We start from the raw sequence: 24003 nt of genomic DNA, 5'->3' as shown, positions 1-24003 counted from the left end.
GTATCGAATTGTAACAAGTCTGATTCAGAGCTTGGAAACCGTCAGCATCGGGCCGATGATCGCGCTCTGAGCCGGGTATGGTCCTGGTGAGGTATGGAACGATGCAGGACCGGACGACGGTTTACAGAGATATTTTCATGGCTAGCCCGCAGGCAATGGCCATTTTTGACGCAGACGGACGATTGGTTGAAACCAATGCGGCCTTCAAAGCCCTTCTGGAAACGCGCCATATCGTCTGCCATCCGGACATGACGGTCTCACACTTCGTGTCCTCCGAGGTCTGGCACGCCCCAGTCCTTCTCCTGAGTGGATGCGGGCCGGGTTCTGTCTCCTGTAGCTATCTCATCTCGTCCCCTGACGGGCAGAATGTCGATCTGCAACTCAGGACCATGGAGAACGGCGACAGTATCGTCACATTGAGTGACGCCTCAGAAGAGGCCGCTGATCGCGCCCGCCTTCGTGATCTGATCGCCACACGCACACAACAGCTCATCGCAAGCGAAGAACGCCTCAGCCTCATCGCCAACGAAGTTCCTGCGGGCATCGCCCATATCGATAAGGATTTCACAATTCTCTATGCCAATACTCGGTTTGCCCGCGCCTATGGCATCACGCCCGCGCAGATGATCGGCAAAAACGCCTACGACATTCTGCACCCGCACACGATGGAGCAATCCTCACGCTTTTTCGAACAGGCCCGACGCGGCATGGTTGTGGATTTCGAAATGCGGGTCGAACTGCCTGAACAGAAATTCAAGGACGTCCGCACCCTGCTTCGCCCGGAAAAACCCTCCGTCGGCGATGTGATCGGATTCTACCTCGTGTCCATTGACGTCACGCGCCGCAAAGCCACCATGCGCGCCCTCATGCAATCTCAGAAAATGGATGCGCTCGGACGGATGGCCAGCGGCATCTCCCACGACTTCAACAATCTTCTGACCATCATTCTCGGCAATCTTCTACCGCTCACCGAACGCCCCGATTGCGATGGCATCACAGAAGATTTCCTCATGCCCGCTATCTCCGCCGCCCGACGCGGCTCTGCCTTGACCAAACGATTGGTCTCTCTGGCCCGGCGTGAACAATTCGATGCCAGACCCACGGACATCGGGGAGGCGATCCGGGAAATCTATAGCCTTCTGCAATCCTCGGTGCCCAGCACATTGACCATCAACCTGCGCCAGACTGCGGCCTTGCCCAGTGCAGTCATCGACCGGGCGCAATTCGAAATGGCCATCCTGAACCTCGTGCTGAATGCCCGTGATGCCACCGATGGTCGCGGCCAGATCGACATCACGCTCGGGACCTACACACTGCCTCCGGCAGAGGCTGAAGTCTCGCGCCTTCCCGCAGGCAATTACATCAGCCTCTCCATTCGCGATAACGGATGTGGCATGTCAGAAGACCTGACGGAAAAGATTTTCGAACCGTTTTTCACCTCGAAGAAAGGGGCCGGTTCGGGACTTGGCCTATCCATGGTCTACGGTTTTGTCGAACAGTCGAACGGAACAATCCATGTGAACAGCAGATTGGGACAAGGCAGCGAATTCACCATTCTCCTGCCAAGCGTCGATCTTGCCCCGGAGGCCTATTCAGCGCCTCTCCTTCCCGACATTTCAGAACCTTTACCCATGGAGCCTCCGCAAAACGGCACCGCTCTGGGTCTCGCGTTGCTGGTTGAAGATGACGCCGACGTTCGGCGCGCACTTTGCCGAAAAATAACCTCCTTCGGCCTGAATGTTCTGGAAGCCGCCAATGCTCAGGATGCACTTGACGTGTTAGGTTTGGTTCAGGGCATCACGGCCGTCATCTCGGACCTAGACATGCCCGGCGACATGAACGGCATTGCTCTCGCTCACTATCTGAAAAACGCGCATCCCGACCTTCATGTCGTTCTGATGAGCGGTAAACCCGCGCATCTTCACCAAGACATATGGCCTGCGGACGTACCGTTTCTGAAGAAACCCTTTTCAAAAGAAGAGTTGATCGAAACATTTGCGCCGCTCACATCGACACCGGCCACATCGCACACGCCCTCAGAGGATTTGTTTGCCAAATGACACGCATTTTTCTCCTTGAAGACGATATCGATATCTGCCGCCTGATCTCACGGTCACTCGAAAGCTACCATGTCACCATAGAATGCTCTCAGCTTCAGGCAGAATTTCTGCGCGCCGTTGATCGCAACCCGCCGGATTTATGTCTGATCGACTTGAGCCTTCCCGACGGAGACGGCCTAAGCCTATTGCGTGACGGAGTCCTTCCTGAGGGGCTTCCCCGCATCATCGTCAGTGGACGTGGAAGTATCTCGGACCGCATTCTGGGTCTGGAAATCGGCGCCGACGACTACATCGTCAAACCCTTTGAGCCGCGCGAACTGATCGCCCGCATCCGGGCCGTCCTGCGTCGCAGCGAAAGCATAGGCCAGGGACCCTCCTGTCAAAAGGATGCAAAAGGCTTTTTCGGAGACTGGATCGTCGATTTTGATGCCTGCCTCTTGCATCATAAAGGCGGAGAGATCGTCGAACTCAGCTCTGCTGAGAGAGACCTGTTACAGGTGTTCGTCAATGCTCCCGGACGTGTCCTGACCCGTAACCAGCTTCTCGATGCCACAACCGGACGGTCCGAAGACCCCTTTGACCGAAGCATGGACGCACGCATCAGCCGGTTGCGCCGCAAATTGCGCGACGACCCACGATCACCAAAGATCATTCGCACAGTCTATGGCGCTGGATACGTGTTTTCTCCATCTGCAAGCGAGGGCTAAACATCCCTTATAAGACCCGCTCCGGCGCACCCATTTGCGTTTTAGGCATGGAAAATCTTGGGGTCATCGGCACGATCAGGGCGTCGAAGCACCCTATCACCCCCAATGTTCAGAGTGACAAAAGTGGTCGCGCGGGCGCTGAATTGAGCGGCGTTCGCAACACCAAACGCTTGGCTGGTGGTGCCAAGCGCCAATGCAAAGTAACAGTGACGGTCGCCGTGAAAAGAACGGGGTGATGCGCATTGACCACGTCGGCTTCTATCTACTGCTATTAGAATCGCCCCGGATCAAGCGAAAAGAAGGCGTTACTCAGAGGAGAGAATATTGTCCGCAGGGCAAAGACGTGATCCGCCGTAACCGGCCGGTAAGGACCGCTGTCAACGCCGGAGTAAAATCCGGCCACGTGGCGGCGCAAAACCAGGCCAGTCATGTAGGCGCTCGCGGCTTGTGGAAACCATGATTTTGGGGGCAGCGGAGGTCGGGCGTAGCCCGGCCGTAGCTGCCCCCAAAATCTCGCCCGAAGTTGCACGGTGCGGACTGTAGGTAATCTTCGGGTTTGGGTGACAGGCCGTCAGGGCGTTTTTGGTTGAGCTTTGCGGGCCCGGCTTTGGTTCAGGCGGTAGCTGTCGCCGTTCATCTCGAGGATGTTGACGTGGTGGGTCAGCCGGTCGAGCAGGGCGCCGGTCAGCCGCTCCGTGCCGAATGTCGATGTCCACTCGTCGAACGGCAAGTTGCTCGTGATCATCGTGGATCCGCGCTCGTAGCGCTGTGAGATCAGTTCGAACAGGAGTTCGGCGCCGGTCTTGGAGAGCGGCACGAAGCCCAGTTCATCGATGATGAGCAGCTTGACGGCGGCCAGTTGCTTTTGCCGACGCAGCAGCCGTCGTTCATCGCGGGCCTCCAGCATTTCATTGACCAGCGCCGCCGCCGTGGTGAAGGCAACTGGCATGCCTTTCTGGCATGCAGCCAGCCCCAACCCGAGGGCGACATGGGTTTTCCCAGTTCCGCTGGGGCCGAGAGCGATGACGTTCTCGCGCCGGTCGATCCACTCGCAACGTGCCAGTTCGAGCACCTGCATCTTGTTCAGCTTCGGGATCGCCTTGAAGTCGAAGCTGTCCAGGCTCTTGGCCGTCGGGAACTTCGCAGCCTTGATCCGCCGGTCGAACATCCGCCGCTCGCGATCGATCAGTTCCTGCTCGACCAGACGCGTCAGGAACTGGACATGATCCAACCCCTCGGCAGCGCATTGGCGCGCAACCTTTTCGTATTCCCGCAGGAATGTCGGTAAGCGCTGTCGCCGCCCCACGCCCGTTCAGCTTGACGGGGTGAAGTTCCAGGGAAGCAGCTCGTCGATCCTGCTGGCCGGGTGACCGGCGGCGATCGCTTCGATGGTCGCCTTAAGATAGGCGAAGGGCTCCACCCCGTTGATCTTCGCGGTGGCGATCAGGGAGGCGATACGGGCCCAGGTGCGACCGCCTTCGTCGTGGCCGGCGAAGAGTGCGTTCTTTCTCGTCAGGGCAATGGGGCGGATCAGGTTTTCGACGGCGTTGGAGTCGATCTCGACGCGCCCGTCATGCAGGAAGGTCTGCAGGCCGGCCCACTGGCGATGGATGTAGGTCAGCTTCTCGCCCAGGCGCGACTTGGCCGAGATACGCAGACGCTGTGCCTGCAGCCAATTACCGAACTCGGCCACGAGGGGTGCGCTGCGGGCCTGACGGGCCGACAGACGTTGGCCCGGGCCCATGCCCCGGATCTCGGCCTCGATGCGGTAGAGCTCAGCGATCCGGCGCAGGCCCTCAGCGGCGATTTCCGAGGCATCGCGGTCGAAGACCTCCTTCAGTTTGCGCCGCGCATGCGCCCAGCAGTGTGCCACCGTGATCGGCGCGCCGCTCTTGCGGGACGGCCGCGTCAGCCGGTCGTAACCGGTGTAACCGTCGAGCTGCAGGATGCCGTCGAAGCCCTGCAGGATCTGCTCAGCATGCGCGCCTGAGCGGCTGGGCCGGTAGGTGAAGACCACACCTGGCGGGGCATCGCCGCCCCATCCACGATCATCCCGGGCAAGCGCCCAGAGGTAGCCGGTCTTTGTTCGTCCTCGCCCCGGATCCAGGACCGGGGCCGTGGTCTCGTCCATAAAGAGTTTGCCGGATGATTTGAGATGCTCGGTTAGCCGATCGACCACGGGGCCGAGGTGGAAGGCCGCAGTGCCAGCCCAGTCCGCCAGGGTGCTGCGGTCGACCTGGATGCCGGAGCGCGCCAGGATCTGGCTTTGTCGGTAGAATGGCAGGTGGTCCGCGAACTTGGACACCAGCACGTGCGCGACGGCGCCCTCGGTCGGCAGCCCGCCTTCGACCAGCCAGGGCGCCGCAGGCGCCTGAATGACCCCGTCCGAGCAGATGCGGCAGGCGTACTTCGGGCGGATGTCGACCAGCACACGAAGCTGCGCCGGGATGATGTCGAGGCGCTCGGTGCGGTCCTCGCCGATCCGGTGCATCTGGCCGCAGCCACATGGGCAATCGAGACTGGTGGGTTCGATGACACGCTCGATGCGCGGCAGGTCCGCAGGCAGATGGCCGAGGTTGCGCTGCCGTGTCCGGCGCGGGGTCCTGGTGGAGGGCGCGGCCTGCTCCTTGCGGGTCTCGACCTCTGCGACGGCCGTTTCCAGGTCTTCGAAGGCCAGCTGCCGGTCGTCATCGCTCAGCTTCTCTGACCGTTTGCCATGCACGACATGGTTCAACTCGGCCACGAGATGCTCGAGCCGCTGGTTGGCTTCCTTCAGCGCACCGTTCTCCTGCAACAGCGCCAGAACGGCGGCGCGCTGGCTTTCGGGGATCGCGGACAGGTCGATGGGCGGGGCGCTGGACATGCGCGGATTATACCGCGGCCAATGCGCCAATGCCCAAACATTCCCGGGGCCGAGTCACTCTGCCACAGCCGGTCGGCGCACCTCCAGCGAGCGCACGCGACGCCAGTCCAGACCGGCAAACAGGGCCTCGAACTGTGCCCTGTTCAGCGTCATGGCCCCGTCGCGGATCGCGGGCCAGGTGAAGCTGCTTTCTTCCAGCCGCTTGTAGGCCATCACGAGTCCGCTGCCGTCCCAGAACAGGATCTTCAGCCGGTCGGCCCGCTTCGAGCGAAAGACGAAGACCGTTCCAGTGAACGGATCTTCCGCCAGAGTAGACTGGACCAGCGCCGCAAGGCCGTCATGGCCTTTGCGGAAGTCGACCGGCTTCGTCGCCACCAAGATCCGCATACCCTGCGAGGGCATCAGCATGGATGCGCCTCCAGCGCGTGGACGATCTCCGCAATGCGGGCGGCTGGCACATCCTGGCCGAGTTCAATGATGATCGAGCCCCGGACAATCCTGACTGGTGCCTCGGCACGGGGCCGCTCCGGCTCAGAAGCAGCCGTGGTCTCATCCCGGACGACCAGAGGAGCGAAAACCGGTTCGTCGATCTCGACTGCGGGCAACACGAGCTTACCCTCCTTGGCCAGCCGTCGCCACGCCGTCAGCTGGCTCGGCATGATCTCATAGCGCGCCGCGACACCCGACACCGTCGCCCCGGGCTCCAGGGTCTCGGACACGGCCTGCGCCTTCACATGATCCGGCCAACGCCTCTGGCCGGAGGCGAAGACTTCAACACCCAGCGCCGTGAGGAACGAACTCTTTGCGAACATTGCGAAACGCACTCCTTCTCTTCGGATGCGTATCAACTCGCAATGCCTGATCCCGTCGGCAATGTGGGGCGGCGACACCGCTTACAAATGGCACGGAATGCTGCAGTCTCCAAGTTCGTCAACTGTGGTCTCCTCCGGTCAATTCCGTCCCCGAGGACGCCGACCGATTTTGCCATCATGTCTGCACGATTCAATTCGTCGAGGGCTACGGTACGACGTAGCACTCCCGCGATGAAACTCGGAATGATCTCCTGGCTAGGTTCTGCGCCGAGTGACTGATCGGTAGTTGCTCACAGCCGCAATGTCCGAGCTGTGAGGCCGATTCCCCGCAAAAATAGAATTCAGCCTCGATCAGTCCAGGAAGGTCTCTGAAGGAGACTTTCCTGATCGCAGGGCTGCGAACAAGGAAAACTGTCAATGAAAAGAATTCTTTCAGGTTCACTCGTCTGTAGCATGATTCTTGCCCCGGCTTTCAGTTATGCTCAGGCCGTCTCAGCGGATGACGCGCCGCGCGGAATGATCGCAGTCGGCATCGGCGCAGCGCCCGCATATGAGGGTGCAGAAGATCACGAGCCCGTGCCGTTTGTTCTGGGCAACGTCAGCTTGGGCAACGTCGAGCTCGAGTTCCGCGGTCTTCAGGCACGGATTGATCTCTCCCAGGACAGCAATCTGTCATTTGGCCCCGCGATTGGCGTCCGCCTAGGTCGCGAAGACGCGGACGGACCGGTTGGTCGACTGCCCGAAATCGACACCGCAATCGAAGTAGGTGCATTCGTTGGATATCGCTTTGGTGGTGACCAGTACGGGCAGGGGGCTGTGGAGATGGAGCTGTCTCTCCTGCAAGATGTCTCGGACGCGCACGACGGTATGCTCGCAAGGGCGAGCGTAGGATATGTCGCGATCCGCCAGCCTGACTTTTCCCTTGCCTTCGACATGCATACCACTTGGGTCGATGAAGACTATGCTCGCACATATTTTGGCGTCGACCGCGCAGGTGCGGCCTCCAGTGGCCTCTCGGAGTATCAGCCGGGCTCGGGTTTCCGGGATGTCGGTATCGGATTGACCGCTGGTTACTGGTTCACCGATCAGCTCGGGGTCATCGGGCGTGTCGGAGCGAGCTATCTTGTGGGTGATATCGCAGACAGTCCGATCACCGAGGATGGGAGCCGTTGGCAATTCACCAGCGGCGTGTCGGTCGCCTATCGGTTCTGATGAAACTTGAACCCGATTTGTGAGTCCGACTGTGCTTGGGTCGCTTTTGAAGAATGAAATGTAGGCTTTTCATGCAATCACAACAGGAAAAATGCAAATATACGGACAGCTCGACCCATTCCCGTCGTGCATTCCTTGGATTGACAGCAGGAGGCGTAACGATCGGATTGATCCCGGGCTGCGCAAGTACCGGCTCAGTCCGCCAAGACGCCCAAGAGATTCCTGACTGGACCTATGAGAATATCCCATCGCAGCGCGGCCGTCGTGTCATCGTAACGGGTGCCAACGGCTATCCTCAAGAAGACCGGAGCGGGTTGGGTTATCATCAGGCTCTCGGCTTGGCGCGCGCGGGAGCTGATGTCACGATCGCTTCGCGAAATCGAGTAAGGGGAGAAGAAGCTGTAAGACAGATGCGAACTGAGTTCCCAGACGCTACGGTGCGCTTCGAGACCTTGGATCTCGCAAATCTAGAATCTGTCAGTTCTTTTGCGGCGCGTATGCGCGCTTCGGGCAATCGTATCGATCTTCTGATCAACAATGCGGGGGTGATGGGGCGGTTGAACCGCGAGGAAAGTGTCGATGGCTACGAGAGGGTCTTTGCGACTAACGCACTCGGGCCTTTTGCGCTAACGGCTCAGTTGCTGCCGCTTTTGCGGAATGGCCGCGACGCTCGGGTTGTATGGACATCCAGTTTGCGCGGGCATGCGGCCGAGCTCAAATTCGACGATTTGCAGCAAGAACGGGTTTACGACTATCAACGCGCGTATGACGATACAAAACTCGCCAATCTCCTCTTGGCCTTCGAGTGCGAGCGCCGCAGTAGAGCCTCCGGCTGGGGAGTGACCAGTGTCGTCGCACATCCGGGTGTTGCTCGGACAAACCTAGTCTTGGATGGACCGGGGCCGGATAGCATGGAAGGATGGCGGTTCAGGAATATCCGCTTCATGTGGCAAGACCCGGCACAAGGGGCACTTCCTGCTCTGTATGCTGGCACATCGCTGCAAGCCGAAGGCGGCGCCTACTACGGGCCAAAGGGATTTCAACACTTGAGGGGCCTACCCGGTGTCGCAACCCCGCCAGTTGCTTCACAGGATGAAGCCGTAGCGGCGAACCTGTGGGCAACATTGGAACGGCTGGGACGCGTTTCCTTCATGTAGCGGGGAGCTAGGATCCAGAACCTGCTCTCAATGTGACTTGCGGTTGATTGTGGGATGGCGCTGAGCAGGAAAAGCAAACGATCCTTGGTTTTATGATCCAGCTGACATGGTTAGGACACCAGGTCGCGAACGTATTCGAGAAAAACGCGCACCTTGGCCGAGATCAGGTTCGAGCTGTGATGAAAGGCATAGAGGGGAAAGGTTTCGTCGGCCCAGTCCGGCAGGAGGTGAACCAGTCTTTCCTGCGCGATAAGATCCCTCGCATAGATTTCGAGAAGCTGGGCAACGCCGGCACCGCTCAGGCAAGTTCCGAGCAGGGAACCGGTGTCGTTGACCATCAGCCGGCTGGACGTGGCGAAAGGTATCACCTCCTCGCCGCGCTGGAACTCCCATTGGAAGGGACGGCCAGTCGCAGGGTCGCGGATGAGTAAGCACTGATGGCCCTTGGCTAGCGCGTCGGGATGCTCCGGGAGGCCGTGGGTCGCCACATAGGTCGGTGCCGCACAGGTCAGAACACGCGTCTCCCGCAATAAGATTTTCGTGAGCGAGGAAGGTTCGGGCACGCCGAACCGGACGGCGACATCGACGCCCTCGGCGACCAGATCACCGACAGTGTCTCGGACGACTATTTCGACCGCAAGCTCCGGATGGCGGTCGAGAAATGCACCGAGCCGGGGTGCGAGCACATAATGTCCGAAGGTCCCGTCGACATTGACCCGCAATCGTCCACGCACAAACGCCTTGCTGTTTCCGGCGCTCACCGCTGCGTCCTCGATGCCAGCAAGCAACGGCGCCACGGTTTCGTAAAATCGGCGCCCCTCGTCGGTGAGCGAGATCGCCCTGGCGGTGCGATTGAAGATCCGAATTCCCACACGCTCTTCTAGCCGGGCAACCGCCCGGCTCACTGCGGGTTGGGTCAGTCCCATTGCCTCGCCGGCTCGTGCGAAGCTACCGGCCTCAACAACGGCGACGACCACCCCTATTCCGCTCAGAAGGCGACTATCGAAACTCATGATTCATACTTTGAGTCATTCTTGGCATGACACGTATGCATTTTTTTTGGTCTACCGAAACTACTAAATCTTTGAAGGGCCGCGGTGCGGCCAATCAAGAAAGGCGGAAATCATGCACGAAAATAGCAAAGTGGCTCTGGTTACAGGCTCTTCCCGCGGAATCGGCGCGGTCGTGGTCCAGCGGCTCGCATGTGATGGCTTCAAAGTCGTTGTGAACTATTCCAATGGCGCGGGATCTGCACAGGAAGTCGCCGACACGATCGCGGCCGAAGGCGGCGAGGCCATCGTCGTTCAGGCAGACGTCGCCGACCCCGCGGCTGTGGCGGCCATGTTCGATGCGGCCGAGCAATCCTTCGGCGGCATCGATGTCGTGGTGAACAACGCCGGCATCATGCGGCTAGCACCGATCGTCGACTTTGCAGACGACGCCTTCGATCAGTCCATCGCGATCAACCTCAAGGGAACGTTTAATGTCACCCGCGAAGCCGGCAAGCGGCTGCGTTCTGGTGGGCGCATCATCAACCTGTCCACGAGCGTCATCGGCATGCGCCTTCCGACGTATGGTGTCTACATCGCGACGAAGGCTGCGGTGGAAGGACTGACGCAGGTGCTGGCGCAGGAGATGCGCGGTCGCAACATTACTGTGAATGCTGTCGCTCCAGGGCCGACTGCCACCGATCTCTTCTTGGAAGGCAAGAGCCCTGAGCTGATCGACCGGATGTCCAAGATGAGCCCGCTCGAACGCCTAGGCCAACCAGAGGATATCGCAAGCGTGGTTTCCTTCCTGGCCGGTCCTGATGGTGGGTGGGTAAGTGGTCAGACGCTGCGCGCAAACGGCGGAATGTGCTAACTCGATGCCCTCGCTCATACGCAACCTAGATTTAACTAGAAATACGTGATGATGGCGTACGGTGATAAGCTGCCGAAAACAAAAGCGAAAGGCAGATATGCTTCGCTGGGATCGGCTCTCTAGCAGGCCGCTGAATTAGTCGTTTCTGCGGAACACTTTCTTGGTTGCCCGTGGGGATGTTCTGGCTTTCCAGCGCATGATTTCTGCTAGCAGACGGCTGTCGCCTTCATGCGGGGAGCAGTTTCGGCAATCTGGCGAGGTTGCCGGTGGCCATCGTCATGATGAAGCGGGCGCGCACGCGTTCGATGCCGCGCAGCATCGTCTGCGCCATGCCGCCGGTGGTCTTGGCCCATCCGAAAGTCTCTTCTATGCGTTTGCGGTGCTTGAGCGAGACGGCATAGCCGGGATGTCGTGTGGTGCGGCGATCGATGGCGGAATGTCGGCGCTTCTGGGCGACATGGGGTGTGACGCAGGCCTGGCGCAAGTCGGCGACGAAGCTTGCCACATCGAAGCCGCGATCCGCCCCGAGTGTCGGGCGCCGCGTCGAGCCCGGTGAATGCCGGTGGATCATGTCCAGCGCCGCGCGTCTTTCGGCGGTGCCATCCGCCTAGGTGAGATCGGCCTGAACGATCAGACCGGCCCGGTTCTCCATCAACGCATGACCGATGAAGCTGAGCATCGCACCGGTGCCGGGTGACTTGCGATAGAGCCGCGCGTCGGGGGCGGTGGTCGAGGCATGGGTGGCGTTCGAGCGTTTCTCGCCGCGGAAATCGACTTCGTCATTGCGGCTGCGGTGGGTCGGGCGGGGCATCGGGGGCGTCTCGGAAGGTGGCGTGCTGCTGGAGGTCGGGGTATCGTTCGGGCCGGGCGGATCGCCGGGATCATCAGAGCCATGATCTCTCGGCTGGAAGCTCTTCATCGAAGCCCAGGCCTTGATGAGGGTGCCGTCGACCGAGAAGTGATCCTCCGACAAGAGCGGCGCCACCTGCACGTGCTCGAGGATCGCGGCCATGACCTTGCGCGACATTTCGGTGTTCAGCAGCCGATCGCGGTTCATCGTGAACACCGTAGGGACCCAAATAGCATCATCGATGCCAAGCCCGACAAACCAGCGGAACATCAGGTTGTAATCCATCTGCTCCATCAACTGCCGCTCCGAGCGGATCGAAAACAGGATCTGAATCGGACTGACTCGGATCAGTTTCTTGGGCGCGATCGAGGGACGGCCGAAATCGGTGTAGAGCGCGGCGAAATCGGCATCGAGGCTGACCAGCGCCTCATTGACGATCCGGCGGATCAGGCGCAGCGGATGGCGCGCCGGGATGCGGGACTCCAGATCAACCTAGCTGAACAGCGATCCGCTCACCTCATCCGATCCGCGCATGATGTTCTCCCTTGGCCAATGTGGAGAAGGAAGAACCATGTTCTCCGAGCGAGGGCCAGGACCGACTTCTTCAGCGGCCTGCTAGGCCCCTAGCACACTTTTACGCTTTGCTCTCTTCCGATAATCCCGCCGCCCCACGACTATCCGAAAACACATTATGAAATCAACACGTTCAACTATCACGCCGCGCAGGATTGCAGAATATTGCGACCTGAGGCTCGCCCCGCTGCTCACTCTGGACGAAGTGCGCACGCTGCGAGAATGCCACGCGGACCTGCTCGAACGAAACGAATCCGCCCTACTGGGGCAGTGGTCTGGATATTAAAACACTGGCGGAGCGACTGGGGATGGATGCTTCGCGTCTGGCGCATGTCCGCTCCAGTCTTCAGCCCGTCTTCGATGCTGTCGTTAGGGCGGTTGCCGAGTATCGGCTGCGCTCTGAACCGAAATCAGCGGCGAAACGAGCGCCGGCTCGTCTGGCATTTGCCAGATGACTTCAACCGGAAGCCCCGAAGCGAACAGACGCAGATCCTTGACTGGGTCCGGAATGCCATCGTCGGCAGCTCGACTGACTATCGACGATATCAGGCAGCAATTGATGCGCCAGCGGGAGTCACTAGTGCGGCTGTCGCTTCGGTCGGGGACTGACCGGTCTCTGCTGCTAAATGCGAGGCATGAATACCTCAAAAGCAGGGTTTCCCAAACGATGTCAGTAAGTTATATTAAGCGGCGAGTTTGGGGATTTGGCGTTCGACCAATCGCAAGTATCGTTGGCTGCACGCCCCCGCAACCAATCCAGGCATAGAAACCCTGCTAAGCCAATCCGGCAGCAGGGTTTTATTTTGACCGGATTTCCTGCTTCTCGTAAAATCAACCACTTACAGCCGCAGGGTCAAATCGGGGGCGACTCCCTCGCAACCAAATTGTGCACGTTGGACCCAACTTCTCTTCTCTGGGGCAGAGGGCGCATCCATTGAACTGAGGTGCCGCTCACGCGCGCGTGCCGGCTTTCAGCCGACCAGCAGATGTTCCAGACTGCGGCCCATCACCCGCGCGCTGCCGAGCATATCGGTCACGCCGACCCATTCGTCGGGCTTGTGCGCCAGCTCCAGCACGCCCGGCCCGTAGGCGATGCAGTTCTTCAGCTTGCCGATGCGGTCGATATGTTTCTGGTCGTAGCTGCCCGGCGAGGCGACATAGGTCGCCTCCGCCCCCAGCTCCTCGCGGATCGCCTCGGTCACCGTGCGCACCACCGGGGCCTCGCGGTCGGTCATCGACGGGATCACCCGGTTCAGCTCGCGGATCTCGTAGTCGAAATTGGCGCGCCGGGCCTTGAGATCGTCGAGCAGCCCGATCACCTCGTCGCGCACGCCCTCGACGGTCTCTTCGATCAGAAAACGCCGGTCGATCACGATACGGCAGCTGTCGGGGACGCAATGGGCGGGCAGGCCGTTGAAATCCGGCGGGTTCTCGGGCTGGCCGCCATGGATCGAGTTGATGTTCATGGTCGATTGGCGCGCGCCTTCGGGCACCACCGGCATATCGGTGTGCCGCGCCGCCATGGCGGGGAACAGCCGTTCTTCGAAGGCCGCCAGCACCGCGCCCATGTGGCGCACCGCGCAATCGCCGAGGAAGGGCATGGAGCCATGGGCGATCTCGCCCTTGGTCTCGATCTCCGCCCACCAGCCGCCGCGATGGCCGAGGCAGATGCGATCCTTGTTGAGCGGTTCGGGGATGATCACATGCTGCACCCGCTCGGGCGCGAATAACCCCTGCTCCGCCAGATAGGCGACACCGCCATAGCCGCCGGATTCCTCGTCGGCCGTGGCGCTGATCTCGATGGCGCCGGCGTAGCCGGGATGCGCGTCGATAAAGGCCTCGGCGGCGATGATGGAGGCGGCGAGACCGCCCTTCATGTCGCAGGCGCCGCGCCCATAGATCCGGTCGCCGTCGAGCTCGCCGCCAAAGGGATCGCGGGTCCAGCCATGGCCGACCTCGACCACGTCGTGATGCGAGTTGAAATGCACGCAGTCGCCGCTCTGCGCCCCTTCATGCCGGGCAACGAGGTTCCATCGCGGATAGCGATCGCTGTCGCCGGGGGCGCCCTCGGCGCGGATCATCTGACAGGCAAAGCCGCGCGCCTCCAGCCGCTGCCGGAGATAGTCGCAGACCGCGCGGTAATTCTCGCCGGGCGGGTTCAGCGTTGGGATGCGGATCAGATCCTGGGTCAGCGCGATCAGCTCGTCGCGCCGCGCCTCGATCCTTTGGGAGAGGGTGTCGCTCATGGGCGCCACTGTTCACGGGATCGCGGGGCGGTGCAAGACGCCATCAAGCCGCGCGCGGGTCTCAGCGCGCCACCACCACGGGCCGGCCCTTGTGATGCAGCAGGTCGAAAGGCGTGTCGAACACCTCGCGCAGCACTTCCGGTGTGAGCAGCGCGGCGCTGCTGTCCTGCGCCAGGATGCGCCCGTCCTTCATCGCGACGATATGGTCGGCCCAGCCGGCGGCGGCGTTGATGTCGTGCAGCACGATGACGATGCTGCGTTTGTCGCCCCGCGACAGCGCGTGCAGCCGCGCCATCAGATCGCGGGCGTGGCGCGGGTCGAGCGCGTTGAGCGGCTCGTCGAGCAGCATCCACGGCGTATCCTGCGCATAGGTCATCGCGATAAAGGCGCGCTGCCGCTGCCCGCCGGACAGCGTGTCGATGCTGCGCCCGGCGAGATCGTCCAGCGCAAAGGCGGTGAGCGCGCGGTCGATCTGGGCGGCGTCCTCCGGCCCGGGGCGGCCCTGGTGATGCGGCCAGCGTCCAAAGCCCACCAGCTCGCGCACCGTCAGCCGGCTGACCAGCGCCGGCGATTGTTGCAGCAGCGCGACCGTCCTGGCGCGCTGCCGGTGCGGCACGGTGAACGGGTCGATGCCGTCGATGCGGACGCTGCCCGAGGACGGTTTTTCCAGCCCCGAGATGCAGTGCAGCAGCGTCGATTTCCCGGCGCCGTTCGGCCCGATCAGCGCGGTGATCCCGCCGCGCTCCAGCGTGGTGGTGATGCCGTGCAGGATCGGGGTGTGGCCCGCGGAATAGTGCAGATCGGCGATCTCGATCATCGGCGTCTCCGTTTCAGGACGAGGGCGAGGAAGAGCAGCCCGCCAAAGAGCTCGACGATCACCGCCAGCGCCGACTGGCTGCCCATGAGCCGCTCGAAGACGAATTGCCCCGCGACGAGGATCAGCGCGCCGATCATCGCGGCGGCGGGCAGCAGGATCGCGTGGCGGTGACTGCCGGTGAGCTGGCGGGCGAGCGAGGCGGTGAGCAGGCCGAGAAAGGTGATCGGCCCCACCAGCGCGGTCGAGACCGACACCATCGCCGCCATGAGCAACAGCGTCACCAGCACCAGCCGGTCGTGATCGAGCCCGAGCCCGCGCGCGGTGCTGCGCCCGAGCGCTGCCACGTCGAGCGCCGGCGCCATGCGCAGCGCGGCGGCCAGCGCGGCAAGCAGCACCACGGCGGAGACCGCGAGCTGCTGCGGCTCGACCCGCCCGAAGCTCGCGAACATCGCCTGCTGGACCACCGCGAAATCCGACGGGTCCATCAGCCGCTGCACCATCTCGGCCAGCCCGCGCAGCATCACGCCAAGGATGATGCCGGTCAGGATCATTCGCGTCACGTCGCGCGCGTCGCGGCGCAGCAGCAGGCCGAAAAGCGCGGTGGAGGCGGCGGCGAGCGCGATCACCTCCATGCCGAAACGCAGGCTGGCGGGCAGTTGCGCCAGCCCGACGCCGCCAAGCGCCAGCACCAGCAGCGTTTGCAGCAGGATGAACAGCGCGTCGAACCCCACGAGCCCCGGCGTCAGCAGCCGGTTCGAGGCGACGGTCTGGAACAGGATCGTGGCGGCTCCGGTGGCGGCCCCGACGCAGACTAGCGCGCCGAGCTTGGCGGCGCGCAGCCCGAGGATGAAGCCCATCGGCGCCCGCAATTGCCAGGCGAGGAACGCGGCGCAGAGCGCCAGCAGCGCCAGCGCCAGCCAGAGTACGCGCCGCTCAGCCATGCCGGCGCCCCGGGGCGGCATGCAGCAGCCAGAGGAAGACGCCGGCACCGAACACCGCGATCACGGTGGCGGCGGGGATCTCGAACGGGTAGCGGATCAGCCGCCCGATGACATCGGCGGCGAGCAGCAGCGCGCCGCCGCCCAAAGCGATCAGCGGCAGGTTGGCGCGCAAATTGTCGCCGCGCCAGCGCGCCACGAGGTTGGGGGCCACGAGCCCGACAAAGGGAAAGGCGCCGACGGTGACCAGCACCAGCGCGGTGATCACCGAGACCACCACCAGCCCCAGCGCGCGGGTCTGCGCGTAGTCGAGCCCGAGGCTGCGGGCCTGCGCCTCGCCCAGCCCCAGAATGGTGATGCGGTCGGCGATGACATAGAGCAGCCCGGCCAGCGCCGCGATGGCCCAGAGCCATTCATAGCGCCCCTGCATCACGCCGGAGAACTCGCCCAGCCGCCAGGCACCGAGATATTGCATGAGATCGGCGGACCACGCGGCCCAGACGCCGATGGCGCCGAGAATGCCGCCATAGACCATGCCGACGATGGGCAGCAGCATCGGGTCTTCGCGCGGCAGCCGCGCGGCCAGCGCCAGATAGCCCGCCATGCCGGCCAGCGCGCAGCCGGCGGCGATCAGCATCTTGCCCGCCACCGCAAGGCCCGGCGCCAGCAGCGTCACCGCCAGCAGCCCCAGCATCGCCGCCTCGGGTGCGCCGGTGAGCGAGGGCTCGACCAGCCGGTTCTGCACCACCTGCTGCACCACCACCCCGGCCAGCGCCAGCCCGGCGCCCGCCAGCAGCGCCGCTGCGGTGCGGGGCAGGCGGCTCACCATCAGCAGCCAGCCCGCGTCCTCGCCAAAACTCGCCGCGCCCAGCGACAGGCTGAGCGCGATGAGGCCGGCAAGCGCGGCAAGGGGGAAGAGCCAGCGGCGCAAAGGGCGTCAGCCTTCGTCCGGGGTGAAGGCGGCGACGATTTCGTCGAGCGTGTGCATCATCGCGCCCGCCCCGCCGCCGGCGATATAGAGCGGTGCCGCGTCGAGATAGACGATATGGCCCTGCTGCGCCGCCTTGGTGCGGGCGACAAGCGGGTTGTCGAGCGTCGCGGCGGCGGCTTCGCCCTCGGCGCCGATGGCGGCGCCGCGGTCGATCACCAGCAGCCAGTCGGGATCGGTCTCGGCGAGGAACTCGAAGGAGACCGCCTGACCGTGCGATTCAGAGCTGAGCCCCGGATGCGCCTCGGGCAGATCCAGCGCGCCATGCAGCCAGCCAAACCGGCTGTCGGCGCCAAAGGCCGAGATCTTGCCGCCATTGGTCAGCAGGATCAGCGCATTGCCCTTGCCGGCGACGGTCTCGCGCGCCTCGGCGAGCTTGTCGTCGAGCGCGGCGCTGAGTTCGGTGGCGGCGTCCTGCCGCCCGAAGATCTCGCCATAGGCATCGATGCGGGCCTTCGCCTGTTCGACCATGCCGTCGCCCCAGATCGTCATGTCGATCACCGGCGCGATCTGCCCCAGCGCCTCGGCCTGGGCGGAGGAGCGCCCACCCACGACGATCAGGTCGGGCTGCATCACCGCCAGCGTCTCGAAATCCGGCTCGAACAGGGTGCCGACGGGCTCCGCGCCCTCGGTCGCGGCCTCCAGCCGGTCCATATAGAGCGGCTGCGGCACCCCGGCGATCGGCTGACCGAGCGCCGAGATCGTGTCGATGGCGGCAACGTCGAACACGGCGACGGTCTCGGGGGAGGCGGGCACCTCGGCGGTTCCGGTGGCGGTTTCGACACTGACGGTGTCGGCGGAGGCGGCAGTGGCGCAGGCCAGCAGCCCCGCGATCAGGAGGGTACGCATCTGTAAGATCCCGGTCGGAAATGGGCGCGTGGCATGGCGGGTCGCCGGCTTCGCAAGGATGTGAGCTGGATACAGGATTGTGCTTCTGCGCCGCAATGCATAATCTGACATAAACAATCAACTTTTGGAGCGCAGCCATGCCCCTGCACGAGACCGGCACTTTCCAGACGTCCAACGCATCGAAATACCTTCAGCAGCTCTGCAAGCATTTCGCCCACAAGATCGACGTGGAGTATGATGAAACCTCGGCCCGCATGGCGTTGCCCACCGGGCCGGCGACACTGAGCGCTTCCGGCGAGGCGCTGCGGGCCGAGATCAGTGCCGAGAGCGATGAAGGGCTGGAGCGCGCCCGTGGCATCATCGACAAGCATCTGGAGCGTTTCGCTTTCCGCGAGGGGTTCGAGAAAATGGCTTGGAGCGCCGCCTGATTAGGCGGCGTAGGGCGGGTTTCCAGCCTACTGCTCTCTGCGCAACGGGACCGTAACGACTCAGCGCGCGAGCCCGAGCAGCCCGCCGATATCGAGATGGGTTTCCATGTGGCGGGCAAGCGCGTCGAGCACCGTCTCGACGCTCGCGTCATAGCGCCCCGCCGCCTGCACGCCGAACCCGGCCAGCCAGGCGGCGCGGAACGCGTCGTCGCGGAACATGCCGTGCAGGTAGCTGCCGCAGACCCGCCCGTTCGCGCTGACGGCGCCTTCGGGGCGGGGCCCGACCGTGGCAAAGGGCCGCGCCCGGTCCGGCCCGTCGCTGCGACCGATATGAATCTCGTAGCCGTGAAACCCTGTACCGGTGGCGGCATGCACCGCCCGGGTTTCCGTCAGCCGCTTGTCGCCGGTCATCACCGTGTCGATCTCCAGCAGGCCGAGCCCGGGATCGGTGCCCGGCGCGCCTTCGATCCCGTCGGGATCGGCAACGCTGCGCCCGAGCATCTGATAGCCGCCGCAGATCCCCAGCGCATGACCGCCGCGCCGGATATGCGCCGCAAGGTCCACATCCCAGCCCTGCGCGCGCAGAAACGCCAGATCGCCCCGGGTGGATTTGCTGCCGGGCAGGATCACCACATCCGCATCGCCCGGGATCGCGCGGCCCGGGCCGAGCATGGTGAGCCTAACGCCCTCTTCCTGCGCCAGCGGGTCGAGATCGTCGAAATTCGCGATCCGCGACAGGGCGAGGCAGACCACATGCAGCCCGCCGCTGCGCTCCGGCGCGCCGATGTCGAGCGCGTCCTCGGCGGGCAGTTTCCAGGCATCGGGAAACCATGGCAGCACGCCGAAGCCGGGCCAGCCGGTGCGGTCGGCGATCAGCGCATAACCGTCGTCAAAGAGGCTGGGATCGCCCCGGAACCGGTTGATCAGGAACCCGGCGATCATCGCGTTATCTTCCTCGGAGAGTACCGCCTGCGTGCCCACGATTTGCGCGATCACACCGCCCCGGTCGATATCGCCGGCCAGCACCACCGGCACATCCGCGGCGCAGGCAAAGCCCATATTGGCGATATCATTGCGGCGCAGATTGACCTCGGCGGGGCTGCCGGCGCCCTCGACGATCACCAGATCATGGGCGGCGCGCAGCCGGGCAAAGCTCTCCTGCACCGCCGCCATCAGACGCGGTTTCAGGTGCGGATAGTCGCGCGCCCGGGTCGAGGTCAGGCGTTTGCCCTGCACCACGACCTGCGCGCCGGTATCGGTTTCGGGTTTCAGCAGCACCGGGTTCATATCCGTGTGCGGCGGCAGCTCGCAGGCCAGCGCCTGCAAGGCCTGGGCGCGACCGATCTCGCCGCCATCGGCGGTGACGGCGGCGTTGTTGGACATGTTCTGCGGCTTGAACGGCGCCACCGACAGCCCGCGCCGCCGTGCCGCGCGGCAGAGCCCGGCCACCAGCATCGACTTTCCCACGTTCGAGCCGGTGCCCTGAATCATCAGCGCGGTCATGGCATGCCCTCCGCCGCGGCTCAGCTCACCGGCTTCTTGCGGGCGCGGATCAGCGTGTGCTGGTGGACGATCTCGTAGCCCAGCCGCGCCACCAGCTCCTGACGCAGCCGGTTGATCTCTGCGCTGTCGATCTCGATCACCTCGCCGGTGTCGATATCGACCATGTGGTCGTGCTCGGAAACCGGCATGATCTCGAACCGCGCCGGCTCGTTCTCGAAGCTCAGCCGCCGGATCAGCCCGGCCTCTTCCAGCGCCGCGAGCGTGCGGTAGACCGTGGCGAAGGAGACCGAGCCGTCGATCTCCTTGGCGCGGGTAAAGACCTCGTCGGCATTGGGATGGTCCTGCGCCTCCATCAGAATCGACAGAACGCTCATGCGTTGCTGGGTGACCCGCAGCCCCGCCGCGCGCAGCGCGTCGGCAAATTCCGTCGTTTCCGCGTTCATCCGATCCGCCCATCCGTGAAGTGAGCCCCTTGGTATCGTCGGCGGGGGAGGCTTGCAACAATTTGAAGCTGCGACTGCGTCGCATTTACGTACTTGACAGATGAGAATGGGTCGCATTTACATGAGGCAATTCTGAAAGGAGAGCCCATGCCCACCATCCCGAAGCGCCTTGCTGTCGCCGCCCTTGTCGGCCTTTGCTCCGCGCAGGCTGCACTGGCGGCGGAGAAGATGAAGGTCGTGACCACCTTCACCGTGCTTGCCGACATGGCGCAGAACGTGGCGGGCGACGCGGCGGAGGTGGTTTCGATCACCAAGCCGGGGGCCGAGATCCACGGCTACGAGCCGACGCCGCGCGATCTGTTCCGCGCCCATGGCGCCGATCTGATCCTGTGGAATGGGCTCAATCTGGAGCTCTGGTTCGCGCAGTTTCTCGACAATCTCGGCGATATCCCCTCGGTGACGCTTTCCGAGGGCATCGACCCGATCGCCATCGGCGCCGGCAGCTATGAGGGCAAGCCCAACCCGCATGCCTGGATGGGGCTGGATAATGCGCTGATCTATATCGACAATATCGCGGCTGCCTTTGCCGAGCACGATCCGGAGAATGCCGCGACCTACGCGCAGAACGCCGAGGACTACAAACAGGCCCTGCGCGACACGCTGGAGCCGCTACGCGACGAGATCGCACAGATCCCCGAGCCGCAGCGCTGGCTGGTGACCTGCGAGGGCGCCTTTAGCTATCTGGCGCGGGATTTCGGCATGCAGGAGCTTTACCTCTGGCCGATGAACGCCGACCAGATGGGCACGCCCCGGCAGGTGCAGACCGTGATCGACAGCGTCGAGGCGCATGACATTCCGGCGGTTTTCTGCGAAAGCACGGTCAATACGGCGCCCGCCGAGCAGGTCGCCCGCGAGACCGGTGCAGCCTATGGCGGGGTGCTCTATGTCGACTCCCTGTCGGAGCCCGGCGGCCCGGTGCCCAGCTATCTCGACCTGCTGCGGGTGACCTCCGAGACCATCGCGCGCGGCCTGACCGGAACCGGCGAGTGAGCGCGCCATGACCCTTGCCGGAAGGATGCCAGAGATGATCCAGCGATCCGATCCCGCCGAGCCTGCGCAGGCGCCGGACGAGGGGCTATGGGCCCGCGACGTGACGGTGACCTACCGCAACGGCCACACCGCGCTGCGCCGCGCCAGCTTTGCGGTGCCGCGCGGCAGCGTGACCGCGCTGGTAGGGGTGAACGGCGCCGGGAAATCGACGCTCTTCAAGGCGATCATGGGGTTTGTGCCCGTCGCGCAGGGCGAGATCCGGCTGCTGGGCCACACCGTCAAACAGGCGCTGAAGCGCAACCTCGTCGCCTATGTGCCGCAGGCCGAAGAGGTCGACTGGTCCTTTCCGGTGCTGGTCGAGGATGTGGTGATGATGGGGCGCTACGGCCATATGGGCTTTCTGCGCCGCCCCAGCCGGACCGACCGCGACGCCGTCGAGACCGCGCTGCGCCGGGTCAATATGCTGGAGTTCCGTCACCGCCAGATCGGCGAGCTGTCGGGCGGTCAGAAAAAGCGCGTCTTCCTGGCGCGGGCGCTGGCGCAGGACGGGCAGATCATCCTGCTCGACGAGCCCTTTACCGGCGTCGACGTGACCACCGAGGAGCAGATCATCGCGCTGTTGCGCGAGCTGCGCGAGGAGGGGCGGGTGATGCTGGTCTCGACCCACAATCTCGGTTCGGTGCCGGAGTTCTGCGACCGCACGGTTCTGGTAAAGGGCACGGTGCTCGACCACGGCCCGACCGCGCGGGTGTTCAACCGCGAGAACCTCGAACGCGCCTTTGGCGGGGTGTTGCGGCATTTCACCCTGGGCGGTGGCGATCTGCACGAGGACGACGATGCGCGGCACGTTACGATCCTCACCGATGACGAGCGCCCGCTGGTGCAATATGGCGACGAGACCCGCGTGCGGGGAGAGGAGCAGTGAGCGTGCTGCTGGAACCCTTTGCCTATGGCTACATGTCCAACGCCATGTGGGTCTCGGCGCTGGTGGGCGCGGTCTGCGCCTTTCTCTCCGCCTATCTGATGCTCAAGGGCTGGTCGCTGATCGGCGACGCGCTTTCGCATTCCGTGGTGCCCGGGGTGGCCGGCGCCTATATGCTGGGCCTGCCCTTTGCGCTGGGCGCGTTCCTCTCGGGCGGTCTCGCCGCGGCGGCGATGCTGATGCTGTCCGAACGGTCCGGGCTCAAGGTCGACGTGATCATCGGCATCATCTTTACCAGCTTTTTCGGGCTGGGGCTGTTCATGGTCTCGGTCAACCCGATGGCGGTCTCGGTGCAGACCATCACCATGGGCAATATCCTGGCGATCTCGCCGGGGGACACGCTGCAACTGGCGATCATCGGGGTGGTGTCGCTGATGGTGCTGCTGGCCAAGTGGCGCGACCTGATGGCGGTGTTCTTCGACGAGGCGCACGCGCAGAGCATCGGGCTGCGGCCCGGGCTGCTCAAGGCGGTGTTCTTCACGCTGCTCTCGGCCTCGGTTGTGGCGGCGATGCAGACGGTGGGGGCATTTCTGGTGGTCGCCATGGTGGTGACGCCCGGCGCCACCGCCTATCTGCTCTGCGACCGCTTTCCCCGGCTGATCGTGACCTCCGTCGCTATCGGCGCGCTGACCGCCTTTTTCGGCGCTTATCTCAGCTTTTTCCTCGACGGCGCGACCGGCGGGGTGATCGTGGTGCTGCAAACGCTGCTCTTCCTCGCGGCCTTTGTCTTTGCGCCACGGCACGGGATGCTGGCGGCGCGACGCCGGGCCGCCGAGGCGCTGCGGGAGGACGTGGCATGAGCGAGCTTCTGATGCCCTTCCAGTTCGCCTTCATGCAGAACGCCTTCCTGATCTGCGCCATCGTGGCGATCCCGACGGCGCTGCTGTCGTGCTTTCTGGTGCTCAAGGGCTGGGCGCTGATGGGCGACGCGGTGAGCCATGCCATCCTGCCCGGCGTGGTGCTGGCCTATGTGGCCGGGCTGCCGCTGGTGCTGGGCGCCTTTGCGGCGGGCATGTTCACGGCGCTCGCCACCGGGTTCCTGTCGCGCAACAGCCGGGTCAAGCAGGATACGGTGATGGGCATCGTGTTTTCCGGCATGTTCGGGCTCGGCATCGTCATCTACACCCAGATCGACACCGCCATGCATCTCGACCACATCCTTTTCGGCAATATGCTGGGGGTGGGCGCGCAGGATCTCTGGACCGCCGGTATCATCTCGCTCTTCGTCACCGCGGCGCTGCTGCTGAGCTGGAAGGATCTGCTGCTGCACGCCTTCGATCCGGCGCAGGCGCGGGTCTCGGGCCTGCCGGTGGGGCTGCTGCATTACGGGCTGCTGGCGCTCTTGTCGCTGACCATCGTCGCGACGCTGACGGCGACCGGGCTGATCCTGGCGGTCGGGCTGCTGATCGCGCCGGGGGCCATCGGGTTTCTGGTGACCCGCAGCTTCGGCCACATGCTGGTGGTCGCCTGCTTCGCCTGCCTGGTCTCGATGCTGAGCGGCACCTATCTGAGCGTGTTCCTCGACAGCGCGCCCGCGCCCACCATCGTGCTGATCCTGACGGCGCTTTTCGGGCTGGCCTTTGCCCGGCGGCTCTGGCTGACGCGGCGCGCCACGCAAATGGGCTGAACCGGCGGCAAGGGCGCGATTTCCGCGCCTTTGCC

22 protein-coding genes and 1 pseudogene are annotated in these 24003 nt (G+C 63.6%); 10 read left to right on the top strand and 13 right to left on the bottom strand.

What is annotated here, in order from left to right; all coding sequences use genetic code 11:
* Positions 1-77: 77 nt before the first annotated feature.
* Positions 78-2060, top strand: coding sequence for a hybrid sensor histidine kinase/response regulator (locus Ga0080574_RS09580; protein ID WP_076697954.1), 1983 nt, complete (start codon positions 78-80; stop codon positions 2058-2060).
* The gene (locus tag Ga0080574_RS09575) at positions 2057-2767 is read left to right on the top strand and encodes a response regulator transcription factor (RefSeq protein WP_076697951.1); all 711 of its coding nucleotides are present in this window, start codon (positions 2057-2059) and stop codon (positions 2765-2767) included. The genes Ga0080574_RS09580 and Ga0080574_RS09575 overlap by 4 nt, the downstream gene beginning before the upstream one ends.
* Positions 2768-3338: 571 nt before the next feature.
* Here Ga0080574_RS09575 and istB read toward each other — a convergent pair.
* The 4 genes from istB to tnpA are packed head-to-tail and all read right to left on the bottom strand — an operon-like array spanning position 3339 to position 6442.
* Positions 3339-4073 carry an IS21-like element helper ATPase IstB gene (gene istB, locus Ga0080574_RS09570; protein WP_076697948.1) on the bottom strand — a complete coding sequence of 245 codons (735 nt, stop codon included), beginning with the start codon at positions 4071-4073 and terminating at the stop codon, positions 3339-3341.
* A 6-nt stretch (positions 4074-4079) separates the two neighbouring features.
* Positions 4080-5630: an IS66 family transposase gene (gene tnpC / locus Ga0080574_RS09565; protein ID WP_076697945.1), complete on the bottom strand. Its 1551-nt coding sequence runs from the start codon at positions 5628-5630 to the stop codon at positions 4080-4082.
* A 54-nt stretch (positions 5631-5684) separates the two neighbouring features.
* Positions 5685-6038 carry an IS66 family insertion sequence element accessory protein TnpB gene (gene tnpB / locus Ga0080574_RS09560; protein ID WP_076697942.1) on the bottom strand — a complete coding sequence of 118 codons (354 nt, stop codon included), beginning with the start codon at positions 6036-6038 and terminating at the stop codon, positions 5685-5687.
* Positions 6032-6442 carry an IS66-like element accessory protein TnpA gene (tnpA, locus tag Ga0080574_RS09555; RefSeq protein WP_156876337.1) on the bottom strand — a complete coding sequence of 137 codons (411 nt, stop codon included), beginning with the start codon at positions 6440-6442 and terminating at the stop codon, positions 6032-6034. Before tnpA ends, tnpB begins: the two co-directional genes overlap by 7 nt.
* Positions 6443-6859: 417 nt before the next feature.
* Here tnpA and Ga0080574_RS09550 point away from each other — a divergent pair, with 417 nt between their 5' ends.
* Positions 6860-7654: a MipA/OmpV family protein gene (locus Ga0080574_RS09550; RefSeq protein ID WP_076697939.1), complete on the top strand. Its 795-nt coding sequence runs from the start codon at positions 6860-6862 to the stop codon at positions 7652-7654.
* Positions 7655-7725: 71 nt separating this feature from the next.
* On the top strand, positions 7726-8811 hold the full coding sequence (locus tag Ga0080574_RS09545; RefSeq protein ID WP_083716801.1) for an SDR family oxidoreductase: 1086 nt from the start codon (positions 7726-7728) through the stop codon (positions 8809-8811).
* 110 nt (positions 8812-8921) lie between these two features.
* Here the strand turns inward: Ga0080574_RS09545 and Ga0080574_RS09540 are convergent, their stop codons facing one another.
* Positions 8922-9824, bottom strand: a complete 903-nt coding sequence (locus Ga0080574_RS09540; RefSeq protein WP_076697937.1) for a LysR family transcriptional regulator — start codon at positions 9822-9824, stop codon at positions 8922-8924.
* 112 nt (positions 9825-9936) lie between these two features.
* On the opposite strand from Ga0080574_RS09540, the gene Ga0080574_RS09535 reads away from it, so the two are divergent.
* On the top strand, positions 9937-10674 hold the full coding sequence (locus tag Ga0080574_RS09535; RefSeq protein WP_076697934.1) for an SDR family oxidoreductase: 738 nt from the start codon (positions 9937-9939) through the stop codon (positions 10672-10674).
* A 226-nt stretch (positions 10675-10900) separates the two neighbouring features.
* Here the strand turns inward: Ga0080574_RS09535 and Ga0080574_RS09530 are convergent.
* From Ga0080574_RS09530 to Ga0080574_RS09505, 6 genes and pseudogenes are all read right to left on the bottom strand, one after another.
* Positions 10901-12010 (bottom strand): annotated as a pseudogene (locus Ga0080574_RS09530) (IS5 family transposase).
* A 1058-nt stretch (positions 12011-13068) separates the two neighbouring features.
* Positions 13069-14343, bottom strand: a complete 1275-nt coding sequence (locus Ga0080574_RS09525; protein WP_076697931.1) for an acetylornithine deacetylase/succinyl-diaminopimelate desuccinylase family protein — start codon at positions 14341-14343, stop codon at positions 13069-13071.
* A 61-nt stretch (positions 14344-14404) separates the two neighbouring features.
* Positions 14405-15160, bottom strand: coding sequence for an iron ABC transporter ATP-binding protein (locus Ga0080574_RS09520; protein WP_076697928.1), 756 nt, complete (start codon positions 15158-15160; stop codon positions 14405-14407).
* A complete protein-coding gene (locus Ga0080574_RS09515) occupies positions 15157-16101 on the bottom strand; it encodes an iron chelate uptake ABC transporter family permease subunit (RefSeq protein ID WP_076705830.1) in 945 nt (314 codons plus the stop codon). Before Ga0080574_RS09515 ends, Ga0080574_RS09520 begins: the two co-directional genes overlap by 4 nt.
* Complete coding sequence (locus Ga0080574_RS09510) at positions 16094-17029, bottom strand: iron chelate uptake ABC transporter family permease subunit (protein ID WP_076697925.1); 936 nt, start codon at positions 17027-17029, stop codon at positions 16094-16096. Before Ga0080574_RS09510 ends, Ga0080574_RS09515 begins: the two co-directional genes overlap by 8 nt.
* 6 nt (positions 17030-17035) lie before the next feature.
* Positions 17036-17935, bottom strand: a complete 900-nt coding sequence (locus tag Ga0080574_RS09505) for a siderophore ABC transporter substrate-binding protein (protein WP_076697922.1) — start codon at positions 17933-17935, stop codon at positions 17036-17038.
* Positions 17936-18072: 137 nt separating this feature from the next.
* Between Ga0080574_RS09505 and Ga0080574_RS09500 the strand changes: the two genes are divergently transcribed.
* The gene (locus Ga0080574_RS09500; RefSeq protein ID WP_076697919.1) at positions 18073-18363 is read left to right on the top strand and encodes a DUF2218 domain-containing protein; all 291 of its coding nucleotides are present in this window, start codon (positions 18073-18075) and stop codon (positions 18361-18363) included.
* A 60-nt stretch (positions 18364-18423) separates the two neighbouring features.
* Here Ga0080574_RS09500 and Ga0080574_RS09495 read toward each other — a convergent pair whose 3' ends face one another.
* On the bottom strand, positions 18424-19866 hold the full coding sequence (locus Ga0080574_RS09495; protein ID WP_076697914.1) for a cobyric acid synthase: 1443 nt from the start codon (positions 19864-19866) through the stop codon (positions 18424-18426).
* Between the two features lie 20 nt (positions 19867-19886).
* Complete coding sequence (locus Ga0080574_RS09490; RefSeq protein ID WP_076697903.1) at positions 19887-20309, bottom strand: Fur family transcriptional regulator; 423 nt, start codon at positions 20307-20309, stop codon at positions 19887-19889.
* Positions 20310-20456: 147 nt separating this feature from the next.
* Between Ga0080574_RS09490 and Ga0080574_RS09485 the strand changes: the two genes are divergently transcribed.
* Genes Ga0080574_RS09485 through Ga0080574_RS09470 form a run of 4 tightly spaced genes read left to right on the top strand, consistent with a single transcriptional unit; the run spans position 20457 to position 23968 of the window.
* Positions 20457-21359 (top strand): metal ABC transporter substrate-binding protein, encoded by a 903-nt coding sequence (locus Ga0080574_RS09485; protein WP_076697901.1) that lies wholly within the window; start codon positions 20457-20459, stop codon positions 21357-21359.
* Positions 21360-21393: 34 nt separating this feature from the next.
* Positions 21394-22284: a manganese/iron ABC transporter ATP-binding protein gene (locus tag Ga0080574_RS09480; protein ID WP_076697891.1), complete on the top strand. Its 891-nt coding sequence runs from the start codon at positions 21394-21396 to the stop codon at positions 22282-22284.
* A 32-nt stretch (positions 22285-22316) separates the two neighbouring features.
* Positions 22317-23141: a metal ABC transporter permease gene (locus Ga0080574_RS09475; RefSeq protein WP_269466630.1), complete on the top strand. Its 825-nt coding sequence runs from the start codon at positions 22317-22319 to the stop codon at positions 23139-23141.
* A complete protein-coding gene (locus Ga0080574_RS09470; protein ID WP_076697879.1) occupies positions 23138-23968 on the top strand; it encodes a metal ABC transporter permease in 831 nt (276 codons plus the stop codon). Before Ga0080574_RS09475 ends, Ga0080574_RS09470 begins: the two co-directional genes overlap by 4 nt.
* The last annotated feature ends 35 nt before the right edge of the window (positions 23969-24003 follow it).

The sequence above is a fragment of the Salipiger abyssi genome, from assembly GCF_001975705.1.
Lineage (GTDB): Bacteria > Pseudomonadota > Alphaproteobacteria > Rhodobacterales > Rhodobacteraceae > Salipiger > Salipiger abyssi.
Note: the sequence above shows the minus strand (reverse complement) of the source record. Positions and strands in the feature narration are given on the sequence as shown.

Coding starts and splice junctions, on each gene's coding strand:
- Ga0080574_RS09575 (WP_076697951.1), top strand. CDS start 2,057: ATGACACGCATTTTTCTCCTTGAAGACGATATCGATATCTGCCGCCTG.
- Ga0080574_RS09470 (WP_076697879.1), top strand. CDS start 23,138: ATGAGCGAGCTTCTGATGCCCTTCCAGTTCGCCTTCATGCAGAACGCC.
- Ga0080574_RS09550 (WP_076697939.1), top strand. CDS start 6,860: ATGAAAAGAATTCTTTCAGGTTCACTCGTCTGTAGCATGATTCTTGCC.
- Ga0080574_RS09520 (WP_076697928.1), bottom strand. CDS start 15,160: ATGATCGAGATCGCCGATCTGCACTATTCCGCGGGCCACACCCCGATC.
- tnpA (WP_156876337.1), bottom strand. CDS start 6,442: ATGTTCGCAAAGAGTTCGTTCCTCACGGCGCTGGGTGTTGAAGTCTTC.
- Ga0080574_RS09580 (WP_076697954.1), top strand. CDS start 78: ATGGTCCTGGTGAGGTATGGAACGATGCAGGACCGGACGACGGTTTAC.
- Ga0080574_RS09475 (WP_269466630.1), top strand. CDS start 22,317: ATGTCCAACGCCATGTGGGTCTCGGCGCTGGTGGGCGCGGTCTGCGCC.
- Ga0080574_RS09500 (WP_076697919.1), top strand. CDS start 18,073: ATGCCCCTGCACGAGACCGGCACTTTCCAGACGTCCAACGCATCGAAA.
- tnpC (WP_076697945.1), bottom strand. CDS start 5,630: ATGTCCAGCGCCCCGCCCATCGACCTGTCCGCGATCCCCGAAAGCCAG.
- Ga0080574_RS09495 (WP_076697914.1), bottom strand. CDS start 19,866: ATGACCGCGCTGATGATTCAGGGCACCGGCTCGAACGTGGGAAAGTCG.
- Ga0080574_RS09545 (WP_083716801.1), top strand. CDS start 7,726: ATGCAATCACAACAGGAAAAATGCAAATATACGGACAGCTCGACCCAT.
- Ga0080574_RS09535 (WP_076697934.1), top strand. CDS start 9,937: ATGCACGAAAATAGCAAAGTGGCTCTGGTTACAGGCTCTTCCCGCGGA.
- Ga0080574_RS09485 (WP_076697901.1), top strand. CDS start 20,457: ATGCCCACCATCCCGAAGCGCCTTGCTGTCGCCGCCCTTGTCGGCCTT.
- Ga0080574_RS09525 (WP_076697931.1), bottom strand. CDS start 14,343: ATGAGCGACACCCTCTCCCAAAGGATCGAGGCGCGGCGCGACGAGCTG.
- Ga0080574_RS09505 (WP_076697922.1), bottom strand. CDS start 17,935: ATGCGTACCCTCCTGATCGCGGGGCTGCTGGCCTGCGCCACTGCCGCC.
- tnpB (WP_076697942.1), bottom strand. CDS start 6,038: ATGCTGATGCCCTCGCAGGGTATGCGGATCTTGGTGGCGACGAAGCCG.
- Ga0080574_RS09490 (WP_076697903.1), bottom strand. CDS start 20,309: ATGAACGCGGAAACGACGGAATTTGCCGACGCGCTGCGCGCGGCGGGG.
- Ga0080574_RS09515 (WP_076705830.1), bottom strand. CDS start 16,101: ATGGCTGAGCGGCGCGTACTCTGGCTGGCGCTGGCGCTGCTGGCGCTC.
- Ga0080574_RS09480 (WP_076697891.1), top strand. CDS start 21,394: ATGATCCAGCGATCCGATCCCGCCGAGCCTGCGCAGGCGCCGGACGAG.
- Ga0080574_RS09540 (WP_076697937.1), bottom strand. CDS start 9,824: ATGAGTTTCGATAGTCGCCTTCTGAGCGGAATAGGGGTGGTCGTCGCC.